The sequence below is a fragment of the Vibrio sp. 1159 genome, from assembly GCF_033340395.1.
Classification (GTDB): Bacteria; Pseudomonadota; Gammaproteobacteria; order Enterobacterales; family Vibrionaceae; genus Vibrio; species Vibrio alginolyticus.
On record NZ_JAWOWL010000011.1, the window covers coordinates 83,805 to 103,481 of the forward strand.

The 19,677-nt window shown below is 43.5% G+C and carries 13 protein-coding genes and 1 pseudogene; 8 read left to right on the forward strand and 6 right to left on the reverse strand.

The genetic code is table 11. The features are described 5' to 3' along the window. Positions 1-58 precede the first annotated feature (58 nt). The 6 genes and pseudogenes from R7127_RS10975 to R7127_RS11000 form a co-directional block, all read right to left on the reverse strand. Positions 59-2,782: pseudogene (locus R7127_RS10975) on the reverse strand (ImpA family metalloprotease). A gap of 154 nt (positions 2,783-2,936) precedes the next feature. Continuing rightward, a complete protein-coding gene (locus R7127_RS10980) occupies positions 2,937-3,614 on the reverse strand; it encodes an ABC transporter permease (protein ID WP_053303243.1) in 678 nt (225 codons plus the stop codon). 3 nt (positions 3,615-3,617) lie between these two features. After that, positions 3,618-4,358 carry an ABC transporter permease gene (locus R7127_RS10985; protein ID WP_172563331.1) on the reverse strand — a complete coding sequence of 247 codons (741 nt, stop codon included), beginning with the start codon at positions 4,356-4,358 and terminating at the stop codon, positions 3,618-3,620. An 81-nt stretch (positions 4,359-4,439) separates the two neighbouring features. After that, entirely contained in the window at positions 4,440-5,210 is a 771-nt protein-coding gene (locus R7127_RS10990) for an ABC transporter substrate-binding protein (RefSeq protein ID WP_005378437.1), read from the reverse strand. An 83-nt stretch (positions 5,211-5,293) separates the two neighbouring features. After that, on the reverse strand, positions 5,294-6,064 hold the full coding sequence (locus R7127_RS10995) for an ABC transporter ATP-binding protein (RefSeq protein WP_005378438.1): 771 nt from the start codon (positions 6,062-6,064) through the stop codon (positions 5,294-5,296). Positions 6,065-6,328: 264 nt separating this feature from the next. Beyond that, on the reverse strand, positions 6,329-7,804 hold the full coding sequence (locus R7127_RS11000) for a hypothetical protein (RefSeq protein ID WP_017820023.1): 1,476 nt from the start codon (positions 7,802-7,804) through the stop codon (positions 6,329-6,331). A 453-nt stretch (positions 7,805-8,257) separates the two neighbouring features. Here R7127_RS11000 and R7127_RS11005 point away from each other — a divergent pair, with 453 nt between their 5' ends. The 8 genes from R7127_RS11005 to R7127_RS11040 all read left to right on the forward strand — a co-directional run bounded on the left by R7127_RS11005 (position 8,258) and on the right by R7127_RS11040 (position 19,671). Continuing rightward, positions 8,258-9,805 carry a DUF3360 family protein gene (locus R7127_RS11005; RefSeq protein ID WP_318148401.1) on the forward strand — a complete coding sequence of 516 codons (1,548 nt, stop codon included), beginning with the start codon at positions 8,258-8,260 and terminating at the stop codon, positions 9,803-9,805. Positions 9,806-10,108: 303 nt separating this feature from the next. After that, complete coding sequence (gene pflB, locus R7127_RS11010; RefSeq protein WP_005378442.1) at positions 10,109-12,385, forward strand: formate C-acetyltransferase; 2,277 nt, start codon at positions 10,109-10,111, stop codon at positions 12,383-12,385. 153 nt (positions 12,386-12,538) lie between these two features. After that, positions 12,539-13,516, forward strand: a complete 978-nt coding sequence (locus R7127_RS11015; protein WP_053303245.1) for a lipid A deacylase LpxR family protein — start codon at positions 12,539-12,541, stop codon at positions 13,514-13,516. A 211-nt stretch (positions 13,517-13,727) separates the two neighbouring features. Continuing rightward, positions 13,728-14,468, forward strand: a complete 741-nt coding sequence (gene pflA / locus R7127_RS11020) for a pyruvate formate lyase 1-activating protein (protein ID WP_005378444.1) — start codon at positions 13,728-13,730, stop codon at positions 14,466-14,468. Positions 14,469-14,622: 154 nt separating this feature from the next. Continuing rightward, the gene (locus R7127_RS11025) at positions 14,623-15,288 is read left to right on the forward strand and encodes an energy-coupling factor ABC transporter permease (RefSeq protein WP_172563332.1); all 666 of its coding nucleotides are present in this window, start codon (positions 14,623-14,625) and stop codon (positions 15,286-15,288) included. Positions 15,289-15,424: 136 nt separating this feature from the next. Next, complete coding sequence (locus R7127_RS11030; RefSeq protein ID WP_005378446.1) at positions 15,425-15,925, forward strand: YfbU family protein; 501 nt, start codon at positions 15,425-15,427, stop codon at positions 15,923-15,925. 492 nt (positions 15,926-16,417) lie between these two features. Continuing rightward, positions 16,418-18,352 carry a PrkA family serine protein kinase gene (locus tag R7127_RS11035; RefSeq protein WP_005378447.1) on the forward strand — a complete coding sequence of 645 codons (1,935 nt, stop codon included), beginning with the start codon at positions 16,418-16,420 and terminating at the stop codon, positions 18,350-18,352. A gap of 47 nt (positions 18,353-18,399) precedes the next feature. Next, a complete protein-coding gene (locus R7127_RS11040) occupies positions 18,400-19,671 on the forward strand; it encodes a YeaH/YhbH family protein (protein ID WP_005378448.1) in 1,272 nt (423 codons plus the stop codon). Positions 19,672-19,677: the final 6 nt, after the last annotated feature.

The window sequence follows — 19,677 nt, forward strand, 5'->3', positions numbered from 1 at the left end:
GCTTAATCCAATAAAAAGGGAGACTCAGTCTCCCTTTTTCATACAAATTACCATTTAATCACTGATTCAGCGGCCAAACCGTTTGACCATCAACAGTTATCGGTGTTTGTGCAAATTCGTTCAGACAGTAGCCTGTATTACTACTTGCAAAGTAAGTGAGCGGCATCGGCGGTAGATTCAGCGCCACAACCTGCTGTTTCGCTTTTTCTGTGAACGAGAACCCCCACATATCGAGATAGTTAGTCATATCTCGCTGAGAAATGTAGCTCAGAGCAATAAGCAACCAGTCGTTGTTCGAGATGCTATTTGCTTCTTCCCGAGAGTAGTTGGCAAAACCAATGCTCAATCGTCTCTCATCCCAAAGCGCGTCGTCCGATTTTAAGCGGTTAAACTCACGTTCAATCAGGTGCAAGCGCGCCAATAAATGCCAACCATTTTTAAGCACACCTACATGCTGCGCCGCCATCATCATTTGAATGTAAACACGAGCGCCCCAACTCCAACTGGTGTGATTTTGCGCAGCCATGTATGCGTTTGGATCCGCTTGAGTTAGGCTAGCTTGCAATAATTCAAACTGGCCTTTGAAATCCAAGCTTTAGCAAGTTGAAACTTTTCCCGCACTCTGGAAGAAACGAGACTTACTGTAATACGAGTAGTAATTGGTCGTTGAATGCCCTTCCCAGCCTGAAAATCGGAATCGACCTTTTTCTAAACCATGACCAAGCTCATGTAAATCACCGTGACCGAGTGGGCTGAATGACCAGTAAGCATCGTAAGGGTTACCCGAACAACCATAACCACACGTCGCTTGGTCAGCGTTCATGTGCTTCACTATATCAATATTGGCGATTTCCCAACCTTGGTTTTGGGCGTATTGAATAATTTCAGGCACTTCATCTATGCCCGGCCCTTGGAAACCTGCCAGCACATGCGGGTAGTTGTGAACATATTCTTCTGTTGCAAGCGCCATTTCCGAAGGGGTAGACCACATTTCATCGTTGACCGACTCCAACATTTTGTCGCGCTTTGAGTGTACTTCAAACCCAGGAGTGATCAGCTCAGCCCAATCGAATAAATTGGCTTCTAACTGTTGAATAAAAGCGTCGTTGTCCTTCTCACTTCTCCAAACTGGATGCTGTGCCACATGATTAAATTTCAGTTCAACCGGAACATCATTTTTGTCAAAGTGAACCTGTACTGGACCACCATAAGGAGAAGTCAGCGTGATGGTTTCACCCGGCTTCACTTCATAGCCGAATGAAGTCAGCAGTTTTGGTCGCGTGTATCCATCTTTGCTGAACTCATGAGTTGCACCACTTCTTAAAGTGTTGATGACAATCTTAGTCGCCACATCATTGCTGTCATTACGTTTAACCGTAAAGGTTTCCCCAGGAAGCGCATACACACCAGCCGAACGGAAGTTACGCTTTGATTCCATATTAATCGTTGCACTGATTCTCTTTATGTCAGGGCTAAACTCACTACGGCTGAAGTTCCCCATATTTGGTTGTTTTGGGTTTACGCTTCGGCTGTTGTATTGCACGTAATCGGCAAAGTACGACTTTAGGAATTCGGTCGTTTGGGTTGATTGTTTGTCCATCGGGAAGACAACCGTTTGACGATAATGATCAGCCAGCAATACCATGAGTTTTTCGTATTGGTAGCCGTTTTGATTAAACAAATCTACTTTTTGTTCATCAAGCTTTTGCAACCAATGGCGAATGCTGTTTGCCCCTGCATAAAATTGACTGTCCATATTCGCAGTGTCAGGGCAGGATTTGTCATCACACTTTGACAAGTCAACGTTGAAATTTTGAGATTCAAAACGAGACAACAGCGCTTGTTGTGTGATGACAGAGTCCGGCACAACGTTCATCAACGATGAAGGTTCCCAGTCGACCAAGCCTAACTTACGCCAATAGTTATCTCCCACATAATCAACATGGAATTTTTCCAAAATGTCTTGGCCAAGATCAGTTAGTCCTCCATCCCAATGCAGGTATAGAACAGGAATTTGGGCTTGCTCAGCGTATTCCAAAGCTTCGAGTACTGGTTTGTTGGTATCTCCAGATTGCAGATGCTGTGACAAGATCAATAAGTTTGGAGTATTGGTTTGCAAGCAGCTAAGTAGCTTCGAACCATCGCATAGGTTGGCCTCGTTAAACGCCAACTCTTGTGAAACATTGTCTTTCAGCCAATTCCGAGTCGCTTGCTCATCCGGAAAGTAATAAGACTGATCCATTTGCGCGATGACGACGTTTGAAGTAACTCTGCCCGACAACCAAGTGACCAGGTTACTTAACCATTTCGTCATCGCTGCGTTGGAAGAGTCGGGAAAACGTTGTGCCGTTCTAAATGGGTTACTACCTAATAGTGCGTAACGTTGACCATTAGACTTTTCCCCGGCAACGCCAATTGACAGAGCTTGATCTTTGTAACCGCTTGCCATGGCCTTATTGGTCATCAAGATGGTGTCGTTGAAGCCATACTGAGGTGCCAAGATCGCGGCATCATGGGTTGGATCCCAATAAAGACCTGAAAGGCTTTTCGCAATTGCAGATTTGATCGTATTCGACTGCATCTTGTGAGCTTCCACAACCTGATGACTTTTACGAATGAAATCGCTCGGGTCAGAAACGAGCAGTGCATTACCAGTTTCCAGAGCTTGTTGAACTGGAGCTGGCGTTGGTTTTACTTGAGCATTAGGTTGTGATTCTCCCTCTCCCCCACCACATCCTGTGGCTAAGGCGGCAATGCCCAACGATAGAATTGTTTTTTTCATTTTTACTTACTAAACAATGAGTTTACCGAATGTTAATGTAAGTCAATGAATAATAAGAAAGAGTCTTTTATATCGGCTGGAAAAATAGGAATGAAGATAACAAAATTATCAAAAGCAATAGCACCCATTCCGGTGCTATTGCCTCTATTGATAATTAGCTTAAAGGACGTAGATAAGCTAAGAAACGCCTCTCTGCCACTTTGAAACACCACAAAATCATAAACGTCAGTGCCATGTAGAACAGCCCCGCCGTCAGGAAAGACTCAAATGGTGCATAGTAGCGCGAGTTAACTAGACGCGCAGCACCAGTTAAATCCATGATGGTAACGATGCCCGCGACTGCACTTCCGTGCAGCATAAATATGACCTCGTTGGAATAAGCTGGTAATGCTCGACGCAATGCACTCGGCAAGATAATGCGTCTGTATGTCATAAACTTACTCATGCCATAGGCTTTCGCAGCTTCCACCTCACCTTTCGGCAAACCATTAATCGCACCACGAATAATTTCTGCGGTGTAAGCCGATGTATTCAGAATAAAAGCGACCAAAGCACAGAACCAAGCGTTCTCCCACAAGGTATCTTTCACAGGGAAAAACTGATCCATGCCGTAGTAAATCAAATACAGCTGAACCAATAGCGGCGTTCCACGGAAAAAGTAAATGAATCCCCAAGAAGGTAAGCTTAGAGCGTAATTGGTACTATTGCGTGCTACGGCTAATGGGATAGAGACACACAAGCCAATAACCAACGCTAATCCAACTAACCAAACTGTTGTCCAAAGTCCCTGAAGATAAGTTGGAAAGCTTTCAATAATCAAAGAAAAGTCCATAACTTACCTCGCATGAATACTGAACTTACGCTCAACAAGCTTGAGTAGCCCGGTCGAAACGCTGGTAAAAAATAGAAAGATGAGCGCGACAGCCATGTAAAAGGTGAACGGCATTTTCGTTGTACCTGCTGCCAATGAGCTCATTCTCACCATGTCATCCAGACCAATAATGGAAACTAACGCTGTGGTCTTAAGTAACACTAACCAGTTATTACCAAATCCAGGTAATGCATGACGAATCATCTGAGGAAGTAAGATTCTTCTAAACGATAAAGCAGAACTCATCCCATAAGCTTTCGCCGCTTCTAATTCACCCTTGTCCACCGCCATGATCGCTCCACGAAAAGTCTCCGCCATGTAGGCGCCAAAGATAAAACCAATCGTGAGTACACCAGCTATAAATGGGCTGACATCAATATAATCAGGTAAGTAAGACATCCATTCATGGTTTGGATCACTCGAGGCAAACCACTCGTTGAGCGTTTCGTTGATGGAGTAAAGGCTGTTATTTAAAAGTATTTGTCCACCAAAGAAAATTAGCATCATCAGAACCAAATCTGGAATGCCGCGAATGACGGTGGTGTAAAGAGTGGCAATCGCCCTTGCCCATTTGTAAGGTGCTAACTTAGCTAATGCGCCAAGCATGCCTAAGACCATGGCGAGAATGAGTGAAAGCACTGCAACTTCTATTGTTACTAAAGCTCCCTTCAAAATCGAAGCTTCGTATCCTTGTAAATCTAGCATAGGTGAGTTCCTAATCCCTAAACTCAAAAAATCGACCGTTGACTACTTCTAGGAACAAGCCAACGGTCGCTTAATTACGGTTTATTCACCGTACACATCGTAGTTAAAGTATTTACCAGCAATTTCTTGGTAAACACCTTTCTCACGTAGTGAAATAATTGCTGCGTCGAGTTTCTTCGTCAGATCTTTGTCTTGTTTACGAACAGCGATACCCATACCTTCGCCAAACCATTTTGGATCGGTTAACGATGGTCCAACAAACTCATAAGCTTCGCCACCTGCTTTGTTGATCACACCCTCTTCTAGAGCAGACGCATCACCTAAAACGGCAGCAATTCGACCATTTTCTAGATCAAGATACGCTTCATCAAAAGAGCCATAACGCACAATTTCAACATCATCGCCGTAGTTGTCAGTTAAGTACTTGTCATGTGTCGTCGCACGTTGCACGCCAATTTTGACATCTTTAAGATTATCAAAATCTAGACCCGCACCTTTCTTAGCGATAAATTTATTTGGAATTTGTGCGTACTTGCCAGTGAAATCGACTTTTTTCTTGCGCTCTTCAGTGATAGACATTGCTGCGATGATGGCATCGTACTTACGTGCAAGCAGAGAAGGAATAATACCATCCCAATCTTGAGCGACGATTTTGCACTTCACTTGCATCTCTTCACAGAGTGCATTTGCCATGTCTACGTCAAAGCCTTTTATTGAGCCATCAGTTTCTGTCCAGCTAAACGGAGGGTAAGCGCCTTCGATACCAAAGCGAACTGTTTTCCATTCTTTCGCTTGGGCAACACCTGATACTGCCGTTGCAGCAATCGTTGCTGCTAATAACCACTTTTTCATTTCCATACTCCTGTGATTGCTATTTTATTTCGTTTTGTTTGTTGTGTTGGCTTAGGAGGCAATAGTCTGCCGCCTAACAAATATTAGTAAATGGATGAGATAAACTGCTGTAATCGTTCTGAATCCGGGTTTGTAAATAGCTTAGCTGGATTTCCCTGTTCTTCCACTAAGCCTTGATGTAAAAACATCACATGGTTTGATACGTCACGCGCAAACGCCATTTCGTGCGTGACCACCAGCATAGTTCGCCCTTCATCTGCCAAATCTCTCATTACCCCCAGAACTTCTCCTACAAGTTCTGGGTCAAGCGCAGAAGTTGGCTCGTCAAACAACATCACCTCTGGGTCAACTGCTAGCGCACGGGCAATAGCTGCACGTTGCTGCTGGCCGCCAGATAAGTGCCCAGGGTAATAATCTTTACGCTCATACAAGCCTACTTTCTTAAGCAAGACTTCTGCATTTTCAATCGCTTGAGCTTTTGGCACGCCTAAGACATGAACAGGCGCCTCAATCACGTTTTCTAGTACGGTTAGGTGAGACCAGAGGTTGAAACCTTGGAAAACCATTGCCAGGCGTGAACGAATACGTTGGACTTGCTTTTCATTAGCAGGAACAGATTCACCTGCTCTGTTGTTCTTCATTTGGATTAATTCACCATTTACCCAAATTTCGCCCGCGGTAGGCGTTTCTAGCAAGTTGATACATCTGAGAAAGGTACTCTTACCTGAGCCGGAAGAGCCAATGATGGAGATAACATCTCCTTTGTGCGCGGCAAGTGAAATGCCTTTTAAAACTTCATTTTGTCCAAATGTTTTGTGCAGGTCTTTTATATCTAGCGCTGGTACATCATTCATGCGCCCTACTCCCTGTGTTTTTGTCACTGCAATTAAGGGACTCCGCCCTCTCTAATTCGGAACAAATTAGCATCGCCCTCTGAAACTTGCAACAAATTATTAACCTAAACAATTCGAATAGAAAGATACGATAGACAAATTAATATGCAATATATAGCAACATATTCTTCAAAAGTTGAATATTAAATATAAAAAAGCCCCTTTCAAAGGGGCTTAATAAATTTACAAAAGTGTTAATTGAAACCTATTCGAGGTCGCAATGAATTAATTAAAACGACTGACTACCAACGAGTTTGAAGTACGTAATGTCACCTCATTTTCTAAGCCTTCTTTTTCAGAAGTAATGATGCCATCTAGGTCTTCATCTAGTTCAGGCTCTGACGCTTCACCATTGGAGAAGAAGCTCATGAAAACTTTAGAATCAATATTACTATCTTCATTCACTACCAAAGCAGTGCGATTAAAATCGTCCGAAGCTGAAACTTTCAAACCGTTAACGGCCGATGTTGGGAAGTTGTAGTAATGCAATTCTGGAACAACAACAGAATCACTATCACTTGTTGTGAAAATGCGATGTGTGACCCTGTAGTCGCCTGAAGTTGCAAAGTAAGCGACACGAGTAAAGCCTTCAGTAGACGATGTTAAGCCCATGTCCAGATCAATCACGGACTCTGCACTTCCTTGCGTTGATACACTTGGTTTTGTGTTCGGCAGGTTATCAATATTTAAGTAAGCACTCGGATCAACGTCAATATCCCATCCGTCAGAGATCGTTTCGTTAAGTAGAGACTCCCAACCATTAACTTGATTCTCTGAGAACGCCATGTATACCCAAGTTTCTTTATTCGTTGCACTAGGGCGATTATATTCAACGGCCGTTTTATCCAGCTTCAACGCGTCATATGCAAAGCCGTTAGTAACAAAGCCAATGTTGAGCGAGTCGTAAGTATAGTCAGAAGACGAATAAATGTTTGACGTATTATCCGCTCTAACTAAGGCTATCTCACCAGTTCCCCACGAACCAATACCATACTGGTAAAGCGCTTTGTCGCTTGAACCTGATTCATACTGAAACAATGCCGTTGGTTCACCTTTAAGCCCCATCAGTTCATCAGTAGGCAACATATCAGGGTTCGGAGACGTGAAAATATCGGTTTGCGAGACAAAGTTGTAATCTCCGCCACCTGATTCAGCGTTTCGGTAATCTAAGTTAGTAAACTTATTGCTTGCTAAGTTACCGCCAGTAAAGCATTTGTTCAAAGAGTCTCGGTTTAGTGCAAAAGTAGCATTACGTAGTTTCTTATCTTGCAAGAACTCTTTTGAAAACGTGTTTACGCGAGCTTCTTTGCCGTTAAATTCTATTGCTTGAAACGTTACAAAGCCGCCGTCAGGGATATCTTCAAGATAAAACTTAAAGTTATCAGTGGTAGGTTTGATAATGTCTCCGGATCTTTTGCCATCGGCATCAGAGTAGTAACCGATAACATAGTTGGTCACTTGCTCTTTTGACGCTGCACTGTAGGTTAAAACCGTTTTATCGCCGTTCAGCTCAGTTTTGTGGTCATATACAGTACAACCTTTCGTAGTTGCTTCACTTTCAGTCATTGTTGCTGGTATAGCAAAATCAAAAGTAAACGCAGTTTTCGGCGCTGCACCACCGCCACCGCCGCCACCGCCGCCGCAACCGACCATTAACCCTGAGATGATTGCCACTAGTGGCAGTACTTTAAGCTGTTTCATGTCTTTTTCCTAAACTGAGCGGCAATGATTAGCCAAAAAATTGTCTTTGCTCTGTCCAAAGCAAGAATAAAGCCAGCTTTATATAATCACCGTGAATATTGACATTTAATCTGCATCTCGTGCAAAAGGACAAAAAGTTCTAATTTTATGCAACTTGTGTAATGAAATTACACAAGATCTCCGCATCTCATTCGCATGCCAGAAACTTTCTGTAGTTTTATTTCACAACCATTCTTAAAGTGATCTAAATCAATCACCCTAAATGGCTATCTTGCTAGACTCCTGCCAAAAGATGAGGCTTTTTTTGTGCCTCAACACAATAAGTTATTAGCTATGCTTAGGCACAGTGTCGACGTGTAACAAATCTAACAATAGCTAGCATAAGCGTGCCGCAGGATGCGGATTAACACAATTGAATGAAGAATTCATAACTTTTAAATATATGAGGAATCTATGTCAGACGCAGTTAACAAAACGCACTCTGATTCAGATATCGAGACCAAGAGCTACCGTGAGCTTCATCGTCCAGCATCTGAGTTCGCAAGCCGTTCAGGCTACCTAGACCACGAACTACAAATTATGAAGCCACGTCGTTTTGGCTTGAACTTGCCAGGTCGTGACTTCCGCTTTGAGCTTGAAGACCTTGTTCCAGCGCTTGCTGGTACTATCGGTATTATCGCAATGTACTCTGCGGTAATGATGTCTTGGGCTGAAGGTCTTACTGCAGCATGGGACCACGTAAACTTAGGCAAGGACTTTGCTATCGAAGTTGCGCGTGTAGAAATGCTCATCCCTGCACTTCTTTTCTGTGTACTTGCCTCTGGTTTTATTAACCCTAAAGCCAACCTAGCAGGCAACCACGGCCCAATGATCCCTCTTATTGGTACCATCGCTCTTGCTGGTGCTCATCCTCTTGCATTAGCAATTCTCATTGGTGTGTTTGGTTTGATTTTGAGCCTCTTAAAAGGTGGGTCAAAACTGGTTAACCTCACCTCTGAAGGTACGGCTGGTGGCCTTCTTATTTTCCTAGGTTTAACCGGAACCATGAGCCAAATTAACTCTATTCAAGCTTGGGCTGTTGGTTTGCAATCCGATACGGTTGCCGCTGGTAGCATGGGTTACATCGGTCTAATTGTTCTTGCGGTTACCATTGGCTTATACGCGTTCCTTGCTAAAGTGAACAAACGCTGGCTAGCGATCCCTGTTTGTGCCTTCACTGGGCTTGCAATCGCACTTGCTCTTGGCGCAGGCTTCGATATTAAATTCGTAACCGAGACAGGCCTTCCAAACCTAAATCCAATCTACTGGTGGGGTTCAACAGAAGAAGGTTGGATGCTTGGTCTTCCTAATATGGAACACTTCATCGCTTCACTACCATTCGCCATTCTTGCGGTAGCAATGTGGTCACCTGACTTCTTGGGTCACCGTATCTTCCAAGAGATGAACTACCCACGTAAGAGTGAGAAAGTGCTGATGGACGTTGATGACACAATGACAATGTGTTCCGTTCGCCAAATGGTCGGTACTGCAGTGGGTGGTGGTAACATCACATCATCTTGGGGGACTTACATGATCCCTGCTGCAATCGCGAAACGCCCTATTCCTGCTGGCGCCATCTTACTAGGCTCTCTATGTATTATTGTTGCAATCCTTGGTTTTCCTATGGACGTTGCAGTATGGCCTCCAGTTATGCGCGTTGCTCTTCTCGTTGGTGTATCTCTACCACTGCTTGAAGCTGGCATGCAGATGGTGAAGGACTCGAAAGACTCACAAGCAGCAGGCATTTGTATCTTTGGTTCTGCCGTTGTTAATCCAGTTCTAGCTTGGGCACTAACTATGCTTTTAGATAACAACGGTTTAATTGGAGATAAAGAGCGCGCGTCTCGCCTATCATTTGTAGACAAGATTGTGATCCCAGTAAGCGTACTTGTTATCTGTTTAGTTGCTATGCTTGCAGTTGGTATGCTTGAAGGCCAGTATGGCATCCAAGCTTGGCTATAAGCTAGCAGTCCAGAAATTTGTGGGTAGCGCTCGTCGCTACCCCATTTTTATCGAGATTTTTGAGGATTTATTGATTTAGTTTAAGGTTTGCAAAAAAATTTTAGTTTAACCTCTAACTGTTGCTTAAAAAGAGAAACGTTAAAACTAGTGACAATATTTATAGTTTTGTAAATCGAATACGTAAATTTAAGACTATAAATATTGTTATTCATAAGAGTGTACTGTTCCCCTCTTTTATCTGGGGATAGCTGGCTCAACGGCGAAGCAGTACGTATTTTTTTCTACTAAAAAGGTAGGTATGTCATGGCAGAGCAATTTGCTAAAGCTTGGGAAGGTTTTGCTGCAGGCGACTGGCAAAACGAAGTAAACGTTCGTGATTTCATTCAGAAGAACTACACTCCGTACGAAGGCGACGAATCTTTCCTAGTTTCTGAAGGTACTGAAGCGACTAACAAGCTTTGGGCTAAGGTAATGGAAGGCATCAAACAAGAGAACGCGACTCACGCTCCTGTTGATTTTGATACTTCAGTTATCTCTACCATCACTGCTCACGATGCAGGCTACATCGAAAAAGACCTAGAAACTATCGTAGGTCTTCAAACTGACGCTCCTCTAAAACGTGCGATCATCCCTAACGGTGGTATCCGCATGGTTGAAGGTTCATGCAAAGCCTACGACCGCGAGCTAGACCCACAAGTTAAAAAAATCTACACAGAATACCGTAAAACTCACAACCAAGGCGTTTTCGATATCTACACTCCTCAAATCATGGCGTGTCGTAAATCTGGCGTACTGACTGGTCTTCCAGATGCATACGGTCGTGGTCGTATCATCGGTGACTACCGTCGTGTTGCTCTATACGGTATTGACTTCCTAATGAAGGATAAATTCGCGCAGTTCTCTTCTCTACAAGAGCGTTTTGAGAACGGCGAAGACCTACAAATGACAATGCAGCTTCGTGAAGAGATCGCAGAGCAACACCGTGCTCTAGGTCAAATCAAAGAAATGGCTGCAAAATACGGTTGTGATATTTCTCGTCCTGCTGAAACTGCGCAAGAAGCTATTCAGTGGACTTACTTCGGTTACCTAGCTGCTGTTAAATCTCAAAACGGTGCGGCTATGTCTCTAGGTCGTACTTCTACGTTCCTAGACATCTTCATCGAACGTGATATCGCGGCTGGTAAGCTAACTGAAGAACAAGCTCAGGAAATGATCGACCACTTCGTAATGAAACTACGTATGGTTCGTTTCCTACGTACTCCTGAGTACGATGATCTATTCTCTGGCGACCCTATCTGGGCAACTGAGTCTATGGGTGGTATGGGTCTTGACGGTCGTACGCTAGTTACTCGTACAAACTTCCGTTTCCTAAACTCACTATACACTATGGGTCCTTCTCCAGAGCCAAACATCACTGTTCTTTGGTCTGAGCAACTACCTGAAGGCTTCAAGAAGTTCTGTGCGAAAGTATCTATCGATACTTCTTCTATTCAGTACGAAAATGACGACCTAATGCGTCCAGACATGAACTCTGACGACTACGCGATCGCATGTTGTGTATCTCCAATGGTTGTTGGTAAGCAAATGCAGTTCTTCGGTGCTCGTGCGAACCTTGCGAAAACAATGCTTTACACCATCAACGGTGGTGTGGATGAGAAGCTAAAAATCCAAGTTGGCCCGCAAATGCCTAAGATCGAAGGCGATGTTCTTAACTACGATGAACTGTGGGAGAAAATGGACCACTTCATGGATTGGCTAGCGAAACAATATGTGACTGCACTAAACGCTATCCACTTCATGCACGATAAGTACAGCTACGAAGCGGCGCTAATGGCTCTACACGACCGTGACGTTAAGCGTACTATGGCTTGTGGTATTGCTGGTCTATCTGTTGCAGCTGACTCACTATCTGCAATTAAATACGCAAAAGTTAAGCCAATTCGTGACGAAGACGGTCTAGCAATCGACTTCGAAATCGAAGGCGATTACCCTAAATTCGGTAACAACGACCCACGCGTTGATGACATTGCATGTGAACTTGTTTCTGTATTTATGGGCAAAATCCGTAAGCTTAAGACTTACCGTGATGCAATCCCTACTCAGTCAATTCTTACTATCACTTCAAACGTGGTTTACGGTAAGAAAACTGGTAACACGCCTGACGGTCGTCGTGCTGGTGCTCCATTTGCTCCAGGTGCAAACCCAATGCACGGTCGTGACGAGAAAGGTGCTGTAGCATCACTAACTTCAGTTGCTAAACTGCCGTTTGCTGACGCACAAGATGGTATCTCTTACACATTCTCTATCGTACCTAACGCACTAGGTAAAGATGAGGGTTCACAACGCGCTAACCTTGCTGGTCTGATGGATGGTTACTTCCACCACGAAGCGGGTATCGAAGGTGGCCAACACCTAAACGTGAACGTTCTTAACCGTGAAACTCTAGAAGACGCAGTTAAGCACCCAGAGAAATACCCTCAGCTAACAATCCGTGTATCTGGTTACGCTGTTCGCTTCAACTCTCTAACTGCAGAGCAACAAGCTGACGTAATCGCACGTACATTCACTGAGTCTCTATAAGACTATAGCGAAATAACGTTCTAGTAATACAACAAAGGCTGATGCTAAGTAGCATCAGCCTTTTTTTATTTCTTGAATGAAAGTTGTGATATCGCGAAAGACTTTTGCCCGCATTCTTACGTATGATGCGAAAAAAGTTAGCAAATAAAGTCTATGAGATTTAGTAAATTAATTATTCTTACCCTTCTTTCTCCAGTTGCAATAGCATCCACTAAGTCTACGGTTTCTTTTACCATCGACAACGATGGTATTTTTGGCGTCGATCAAGACTATACGAATGGTGTATTCCTTTCGTACGCGACAGACCAACTGATACAAGAAAGCCAATGGAAATGGCTGAGTCTAGCTAACTCAGAGCACGCCAATATCGATAAAATAGAGTTGGTTCTTGGCCACAAAATGTGGACTCCAAGCGACATTGAAGCCGATTATCCACTAATCAATGATCGCCCATATGCCGGTTACCTACACACCGAAATCAACTACCTTTCCCTAACGAGTGACAAAGCTGTACGGTACAATTTCACCATAGGAGCTACGGGTGAAAGTTCGCTATCAGAAAAGGCGCAAGAAATCGTTCACGGCATAACAGGATCGACGGACCCTCAAGGTTGGGATTACCAGATTGAAGATAAAGTTGCGTTCAGCCTTGGTTACCGCGTATTTAACAAATTGATGCGCAGCGAAGAACAAAAAACACAATGGGAGATCACCAACATTAACGACATCAATGCGGGTAACTTCCGTAGTGATGTCTCTCAAGGCGTCATGTTTCGTTGGGGTACAAACCTAGCGAATAGCATCGGAGCCGCCAATATCAGTGTCGAAAGCCCTTTTTCAGCAAGTATGATCGCTCAGAATACGTCGAGTTGGTTCTTGTTCACCGGGTTTGAAGGTCGTTACCGCTTTAATGACATGACTATCGAAGGAGATCGTCCTGGCATTCCTGAACCGTCAGCGCCATACGACGTCACACTGCAAAATTGGCAAGCAAGTGCCGTCGCGGGGGTATCTTGGTACAACCAAAATTACGGTGCAAGCATCACCTTTACAATTAAAACACCGGATTATGAAGAAGCCCAAACCGATGTTTATGGGACAGGCTCGTTCTCCGTGTTCGCCTTTTTCTAAAAACTGGATTATCCCAGCATCGAAGTCAATCTAGATACACGGCAAGTTCTCGGGGTAGGTATTAACCACCTCGTGTTCAAGCGTTTATGTAGATTGGCTCCATCTATTTTCTTTCTTCAAATAACCTTGCCTTTAGTACCGACAAAGCTGTTTTAACCCTGCTTTTTGTAATAAAATAACAGCTAGAATTTACTAGTAATGAGAGCAAAAGATGTCAACAGCTGGTCGTATTCACTCATTTGAGTCATGTGGTACCGTAGACGGACCTGGTATTCGATTTATCGTCTTCTTGCAAGGTTGTTTAATGCGCTGTAAGTATTGCCATAACCGCGATACTTGGGACACGCATGATGGCAAAGAAGTCACGGTTGAAGAAATCATTTCCGAAGCGAAAAGTTACCGCCACTTCATGAATGCATCAGGTGGTGGCGTTACTTGTTCTGGCGGCGAAGCGATGCTTCAACCGGAATTCGTACGTGATTTTTTCCGCGCTGCTAAAGCCGAAGGCATTCATACATGTCTAGATACTAACGGTTATGTTCGTAAGCACACTGATGTTATCGATGAAGTACTGGATGCAACAGACTTAGTCATGCTTGACATCAAACACATGAAAGACGAAGTGCACCAAGATCTCATCGGTGTATCCAACCGACGCACATTGGACTTTGCTCGTTACTTACAAAAAATCGGAAAGAAAACATGGATTCGCTATGTCGTCGTGCCTGGTTACACAGATGACCCAGAAGCAGCACACATGCTTGGTGAATTTATTAAAGACATGGATAACATCGAAAAGGTCGAGTTACTTCCTTACCACAAATTAGGGGCTCATAAGTGGGAAGCGTTAGGCTTAGAATACCCACTCGAAGGCGTAAACCCGCCACCGAAAGAAACCATGGATGAAATTCAATCCATTCTTGCTCAATACAACGATAACGTAAAATACTAAGTGAACCGCAAGACTAACCTCTTTAAAATACCAGCTTATTGCTGGTATTTTTTTGATTATATCTAAGCCTTATCAGTGAGTTTCTCTGCGGTCATTTAGGTAGAAAAAGAACGATAGAAATGATTGCGTCATGTTCGCATAGGAAGGAAGTAACATGGATTTGTTTAACTTAGGCTCTCTTGTTGTCTCAATTTGGATAGTAGTAGTCTACTGCCTACCAGATTGGAAAAAAGTCGTTTGGCCCAAACTGGAAAAAGAGAAAGGATTTCAGCACCTCGTTTTTGCAACGCTCTTCTTTTTCAGTATTTTATGGACAGCTCAAGCAGGTGTAAAAGAAGGATTACAGATTCATTTTCTTGCACTAACAACGCTGACGATGATGTATGGTTGGCGTATGGCATTTCTACTCAGTATCCCTGCAATGCTGGTCAACCACCTACTACATGATATGTCCTTGCTACTCTTACCCACGTCGTTAGTTCTATCTGCCCTAATTCCGATTTTCATTAGTTACTTAGTGTTTCTTCTGAGTTACCACTACTTGCCACGAAACATTTTTGTTTTCATCTTCGTTGCTGGATTTTTCAATGGCGCGATAACAGGAAGTCTGCACCTCATCATTAACTCTTTTTATCACCTATCAGTTGGTCACTACGATTGGGAAACCATTCAACATAACTACTTTGTTTTTGTGCCGTTGCTCGCCTTTCCAGAAGGTCTATTAAATGGTATGGCACTGGCGGTTTTAACCGTATTCAAGCCAGAGTGGCTGAGAGTATTTTCAGACCGAGACTACATATACAATCATTACCATAAATAAGTGTTTTCAAACTGGTCAAAAGTGACAGTTCTTGCCATTTTTTAGTATTAAATATGTGTTGAGATCATGTTTCACTCATGTCTTAAGCGTTAACCTAAGCACATTAAAAATGTATTAGATATCTAGTGAGGTCACCATGGAAATGTCAAACGCTCAACGTTTGATTCTATCAAACCAATACAACCTTATGTCTCAACTTGATCCAAGTAATGCGGCCAAATACAAACGCTTACAAACGATCGTTGAACGTGGTTATGAACTACAAATGCGAGAGTTGAACAAAGATTTCGGCTGCCTCTCAGAAGCAGAATGTCGTGAGATCATCGACGTTATGGAGATGTATCATGCGATGCAAGAATCTTACAACATGCTAGACGATGAAGACCGCAGCAACGTAGATCAGCGCCGCTTGAAGTTCTTGGGATTTGATATCGCTTCAGAAGCGCAACAAGTACATTACGTACGTTTTCTCATCGATTCTGAAGGTTTGTACCCTCAGTTTGACAAGGCAGATCATCACTTTAACAGCCAAATGCCGATGCTAGATAAATACCGCCGTATGCTGCAAACTTGGCGTAACTGCCCTCGTCAGTATCATTTATGTGAAAACGAACTAGCGCAAATCTTCAGCGCATAAAATGGTCGTCTAAGATGAGGAGAGCGCCCGCTCTCCTTGTTATTTACCCTGTCACAAACTTATCTAAGACTTTGCTCTCTTCCTACCTCTTTCACTTACCTTGCTCAATGTAGAACAACGAATCACTGAGACTCTTCTGTCTTTGCCAAATATTTGATTTCTATTGCACCTATTCACGACATAAATTCGTCCTTAATAAAAGAGTGATTCAAATGTCACTTTTACAATAAATTCATAATTGTTAAGCAAAATTGCAAATCCCCGACTAGGCTTAAGTAGAGAAAGGCTGTGATTGAAAAATTCATATCCACCGCTCACCGTTGTAACGAAAAAACCGTCCATAAAGCAAAGTCTTTGGTGTCGCCAATCTTACATTCTGTACGAACCAAATGTGATAACAGGACGTATATTCAAACAACAACGAGCATAACTGTTGGTGGAAAGCCTGAATCAACGTTCGTCGGTAGACTGACTATTAAAGGGGAAAGCGACATGAGTATTTTCGACCACTATCAATCAAGATATGAAGCTGCAAAAGATGAAGAGATGTCGTTACAGGAGTTTTTAGCCCTGTGTAAAGATGACAAAAGCGCTTATGCTAATGCAGCAGAACGCCTACTGATGGCGATTGGTGAACCAGAGATAATCGATACGGCAAAAGATCCGAGACTAAGCCGAATCTTCTCGAATCGTGTTATCTCTCGTTATGAAACCTTTAAAGACTTTTATGGCATGGAAGATGCCATAGAACAAATTGTGTCTTACCTAAAACATGCGGCGCAAGGCCTAGAAGAGCGTAAGCAGATTCTTTACCTACTCGGCCCTGTAGGTGGCGGTAAGTCTTCGCTTGCAGAAAAGCTTAAGGCTCTGATGGAACAGATGCCTATTTATGTTCTTACTGCTAACGGCGAACGCAGCCCAGTGAATGACCATCCATTCTGCCTATTCAAAGCCACAGAAGATGGCGATATTTTGAAAAAAGAGTATGGCATCGAGCACCGTTATCTTCGCTCGATCATGTCTCCTTGGGCCGCTAAACGTCTTCACGAGTTTGGTGGTGATATCACCAAATTTAAAGTAGTGAAAGTACGCCCTTCTATCCTTGACCAAATCGGTATTGCCAAAACTGAACCAGGCGATGAAAACAACCAAGATATCTCATCATTGGTTGGTAAAGTCGATATTCGTAAGCTTGAACACTATTCGCAAGACGATCCAGACGCTTACAGCTACTCCGGTGCGCTGTGTAAAGCAAACCAAGGTTTAATGGAATTCGTTGAGATGTTCAAAGCACCAATCAAAGTGCTTCACCCGCTGTTAACAGCAACGCAAGAAGGCAACTTCAACGGTACAGAAGGCCTTTCTGCGATTCCATTCGACGGTATGATTCTGGCTCACTCAAACGAATCTGAGTGGCAGACCTTCCGTAACAACAAGAACAATGAAGCGTTCTTGGACCGTGTTTATATTGTGAAAGTACCTTACTGTCTACGTGTTTCAGAAGAAGTCAAAATCTACCAAAAACTTCTTGAAAACAGTGAGTTGTCTCAAGCCCCTTGTTCACCAAGCACGCTCGAGACTCTGGCACAATTCAGTATTCTTTCTCGACTTAAAGAGCCTGAAAACTCGTCCATCTTCTCTAAGATGCGCGTATACGACGGTGAAACGCTGAAAGATACGGATCCAAAGGCAAAAAGCTATCAAGAGTATCGTGATTATGCTGGTGTCGATGAAGGCATGAACGGTCTCTCAACACGTTTTGCCTTTAAGATTTTGTCACGCGTATTTAACTTCGACCAAACCGAAGTGGCAGCCAACCCTGTACATCTATTCTATGTGATTGAACAACAGGTTGAGCGCGAACAGTTCCCTGCTGAAACAGCAGAGAAATATCTCGAGTTCTTGAAAGGCTACCTAGTACCTCGATACGTTGAATTTATCGGTAAAGAGATTCAGACCGCTTATCTTGAGTCTTACTCTGAATACGGCCAAAACATCTTCGACCGATATGTCACCTATGCAGACTTCTGGATTCAAGACCAAGAGTACCGAGATCCAGAAACTGGTCAGCTATTTGATCGCTCTTCACTGAATGCTGAGCTAGAGAAGATCGAAAAAACAGCTGGTATTTCTAACCCGAAAGATTTCCGAAACGAAATCGTTAACTTTGTGCTTCGTGCGAAAGCGAATAACAATGGTCAAAACCCGGTTTGGACCAGCTACGAAAAACTGCGCACAGTAATCGAGAAGAAAATGTTCTCCAATACCGAAGAGCTACTTCCGGTTATCTCATTTAATGCGAAAACCTCTTCTGAAGATCAGAAGAAGCACGACGACTTTGTCGCTCGCATGATGGAAAAAGGCTATACCGAGAAACAGGTTCGCCTACTTTCTGAGTGGTACCTACGAGTACGTAAGTCATCCTAACCCAGTATTGAGTTAGGTCGCTTGTGAAACATGAAGAGGGCTATTTCATGGCGCAATTTATAGACCGAAGGCTCAATGGCAAGAACAAGAGCGCTGTTAATCGACAGCGCTTCTTGAAGCGCCACAAAGAGCAAATAAAAGAGTCGGTAGCAGACGCAGTGAATCGACGCTCGATTACGAATACGGAAACGGGCGAAGACGTCTCTATCCCTCACAAAGACATCAATGAGCCTATATTTCATCAAGGCAAAGGTGGTGTTCGCGAACGAGTTCATCCCGGTAACGATCAATTCATTACTGGTGATAAAATTGAGCGTCCCAAAGGTGGCGGTCAAGGTAGCGGCTCTGGAGAAGGAAACGCCAGTCCAGATGGAGAAGGCCAAGACGAATTTGTATTCCAAATATCAAAAGATGAGTACCTCGATATTTTGTTTGAAGATCTCGAGCTGCCTAATCTAGAAAAAAACCAAATTGCCAAAATCACTGAATGGAAAACACACCGTGCAGGCTTTCAAACTGCCGGTATCCCTTCCAATATCGCCGTAGTTCGTTCTCTGCAACAATCTCTTGCGCGCCGTACTGCAATGACTGCTGGTAAGAAACGACTTCTTAAAGAGTTAGAAGACGAACTTGCTCGCATCAAAAATATTGAACCTGCTCAGCAGTTTGAAGAGAACCGCTTGAAGGCTGAAATTGAAGAACTGCGCAAGAAAATCGAAAGCGTGCCGTTCATCGATACCTTCGACTTACGCTTCAAGAACTATGAGAAACGCCCGGTACCATCGAGCCAAGCGGTAATGTTCTGTCTAATGGACGTATCCGGTTCGATGGACCAGGCAACGAAAGACATCGCAAAACGCTTCTATGTTCTTTTGTACTTGTTCTTAACTCGTACCTACGAGAATGTCGAAGTCGTCTTTATCCGCCACCATACCCAAGCGAAGGAAGTGGACGAGCACGAATTTTTCTACTCACAAGAAACCGGGGGTACCATTGTATCTAGCGCGCTCAAGTTAATGGATGAAATAGTAAAAGAGCGATACCCGATTGGTCAGTGGAACATATATGCAGCTCAAGCATCCGACGGTGACAACTGGGCAGATGATTCGCCAAGATGCCGGGATCTGTTAGTGAACAAATTACTTCCAAACTGTCAGTATTACTCTTACATAGAGATCACGCGGCGATCGCACCAAACTCTATGGCATGAGTACGAAAAACTCACTGAAGAGTTTCCTAATTTCGCAATGAAAAACATTCGCTCTGTGGAGGATATTTTCCCAGTCTTTCGTGAACTATTCCAAAAAGAAACGGCGTAAGGAGGC

What these genes read in the sequence shown, in the direction of transcription:
- R7127_RS11040 (WP_005378448.1), top strand. Translation starts at nt 18,400, where the DNA reads ATGGCGCAATTTATAGACCGAAGGCTCAATGGCAAGAACAAGAGCGCT.
- R7127_RS11035 (WP_005378447.1), top strand. Translation starts at nt 16,418, where the DNA reads ATGAGTATTTTCGACCACTATCAATCAAGATATGAAGCTGCAAAAGAT.
- R7127_RS11005 (WP_318148401.1), top strand. Translation starts at nt 8,258, where the DNA reads ATGTCAGACGCAGTTAACAAAACGCACTCTGATTCAGATATCGAGACC.
- R7127_RS10985 (WP_172563331.1), bottom strand. Translation starts at nt 4,358, where the DNA reads ATGCTAGATTTACAAGGATACGAAGCTTCGATTTTGAAGGGAGCTTTA.
- R7127_RS11015 (WP_053303245.1), top strand. Translation starts at nt 12,539, where the DNA reads ATGAGATTTAGTAAATTAATTATTCTTACCCTTCTTTCTCCAGTTGCA.
- R7127_RS11025 (WP_172563332.1), top strand. Translation starts at nt 14,623, where the DNA reads ATGGATTTGTTTAACTTAGGCTCTCTTGTTGTCTCAATTTGGATAGTA.
- R7127_RS10995 (WP_005378438.1), bottom strand. Translation starts at nt 6,064, where the DNA reads ATGAATGATGTACCAGCGCTAGATATAAAAGACCTGCACAAAACATTT.
- R7127_RS11000 (WP_017820023.1), bottom strand. Translation starts at nt 7,804, where the DNA reads ATGAAACAGCTTAAAGTACTGCCACTAGTGGCAATCATCTCAGGGTTA.
- R7127_RS11030 (WP_005378446.1), top strand. Translation starts at nt 15,425, where the DNA reads ATGGAAATGTCAAACGCTCAACGTTTGATTCTATCAAACCAATACAAC.
- pflA (WP_005378444.1), top strand. Translation starts at nt 13,728, where the DNA reads ATGTCAACAGCTGGTCGTATTCACTCATTTGAGTCATGTGGTACCGTA.
- R7127_RS10990 (WP_005378437.1), bottom strand. Translation starts at nt 5,210, where the DNA reads ATGAAAAAGTGGTTATTAGCAGCAACGATTGCTGCAACGGCAGTATCA.
- pflB (WP_005378442.1), top strand. Translation starts at nt 10,109, where the DNA reads ATGGCAGAGCAATTTGCTAAAGCTTGGGAAGGTTTTGCTGCAGGCGAC.
- R7127_RS10980 (WP_053303243.1), bottom strand. Translation starts at nt 3,614, where the DNA reads ATGGACTTTTCTTTGATTATTGAAAGCTTTCCAACTTATCTTCAGGGA.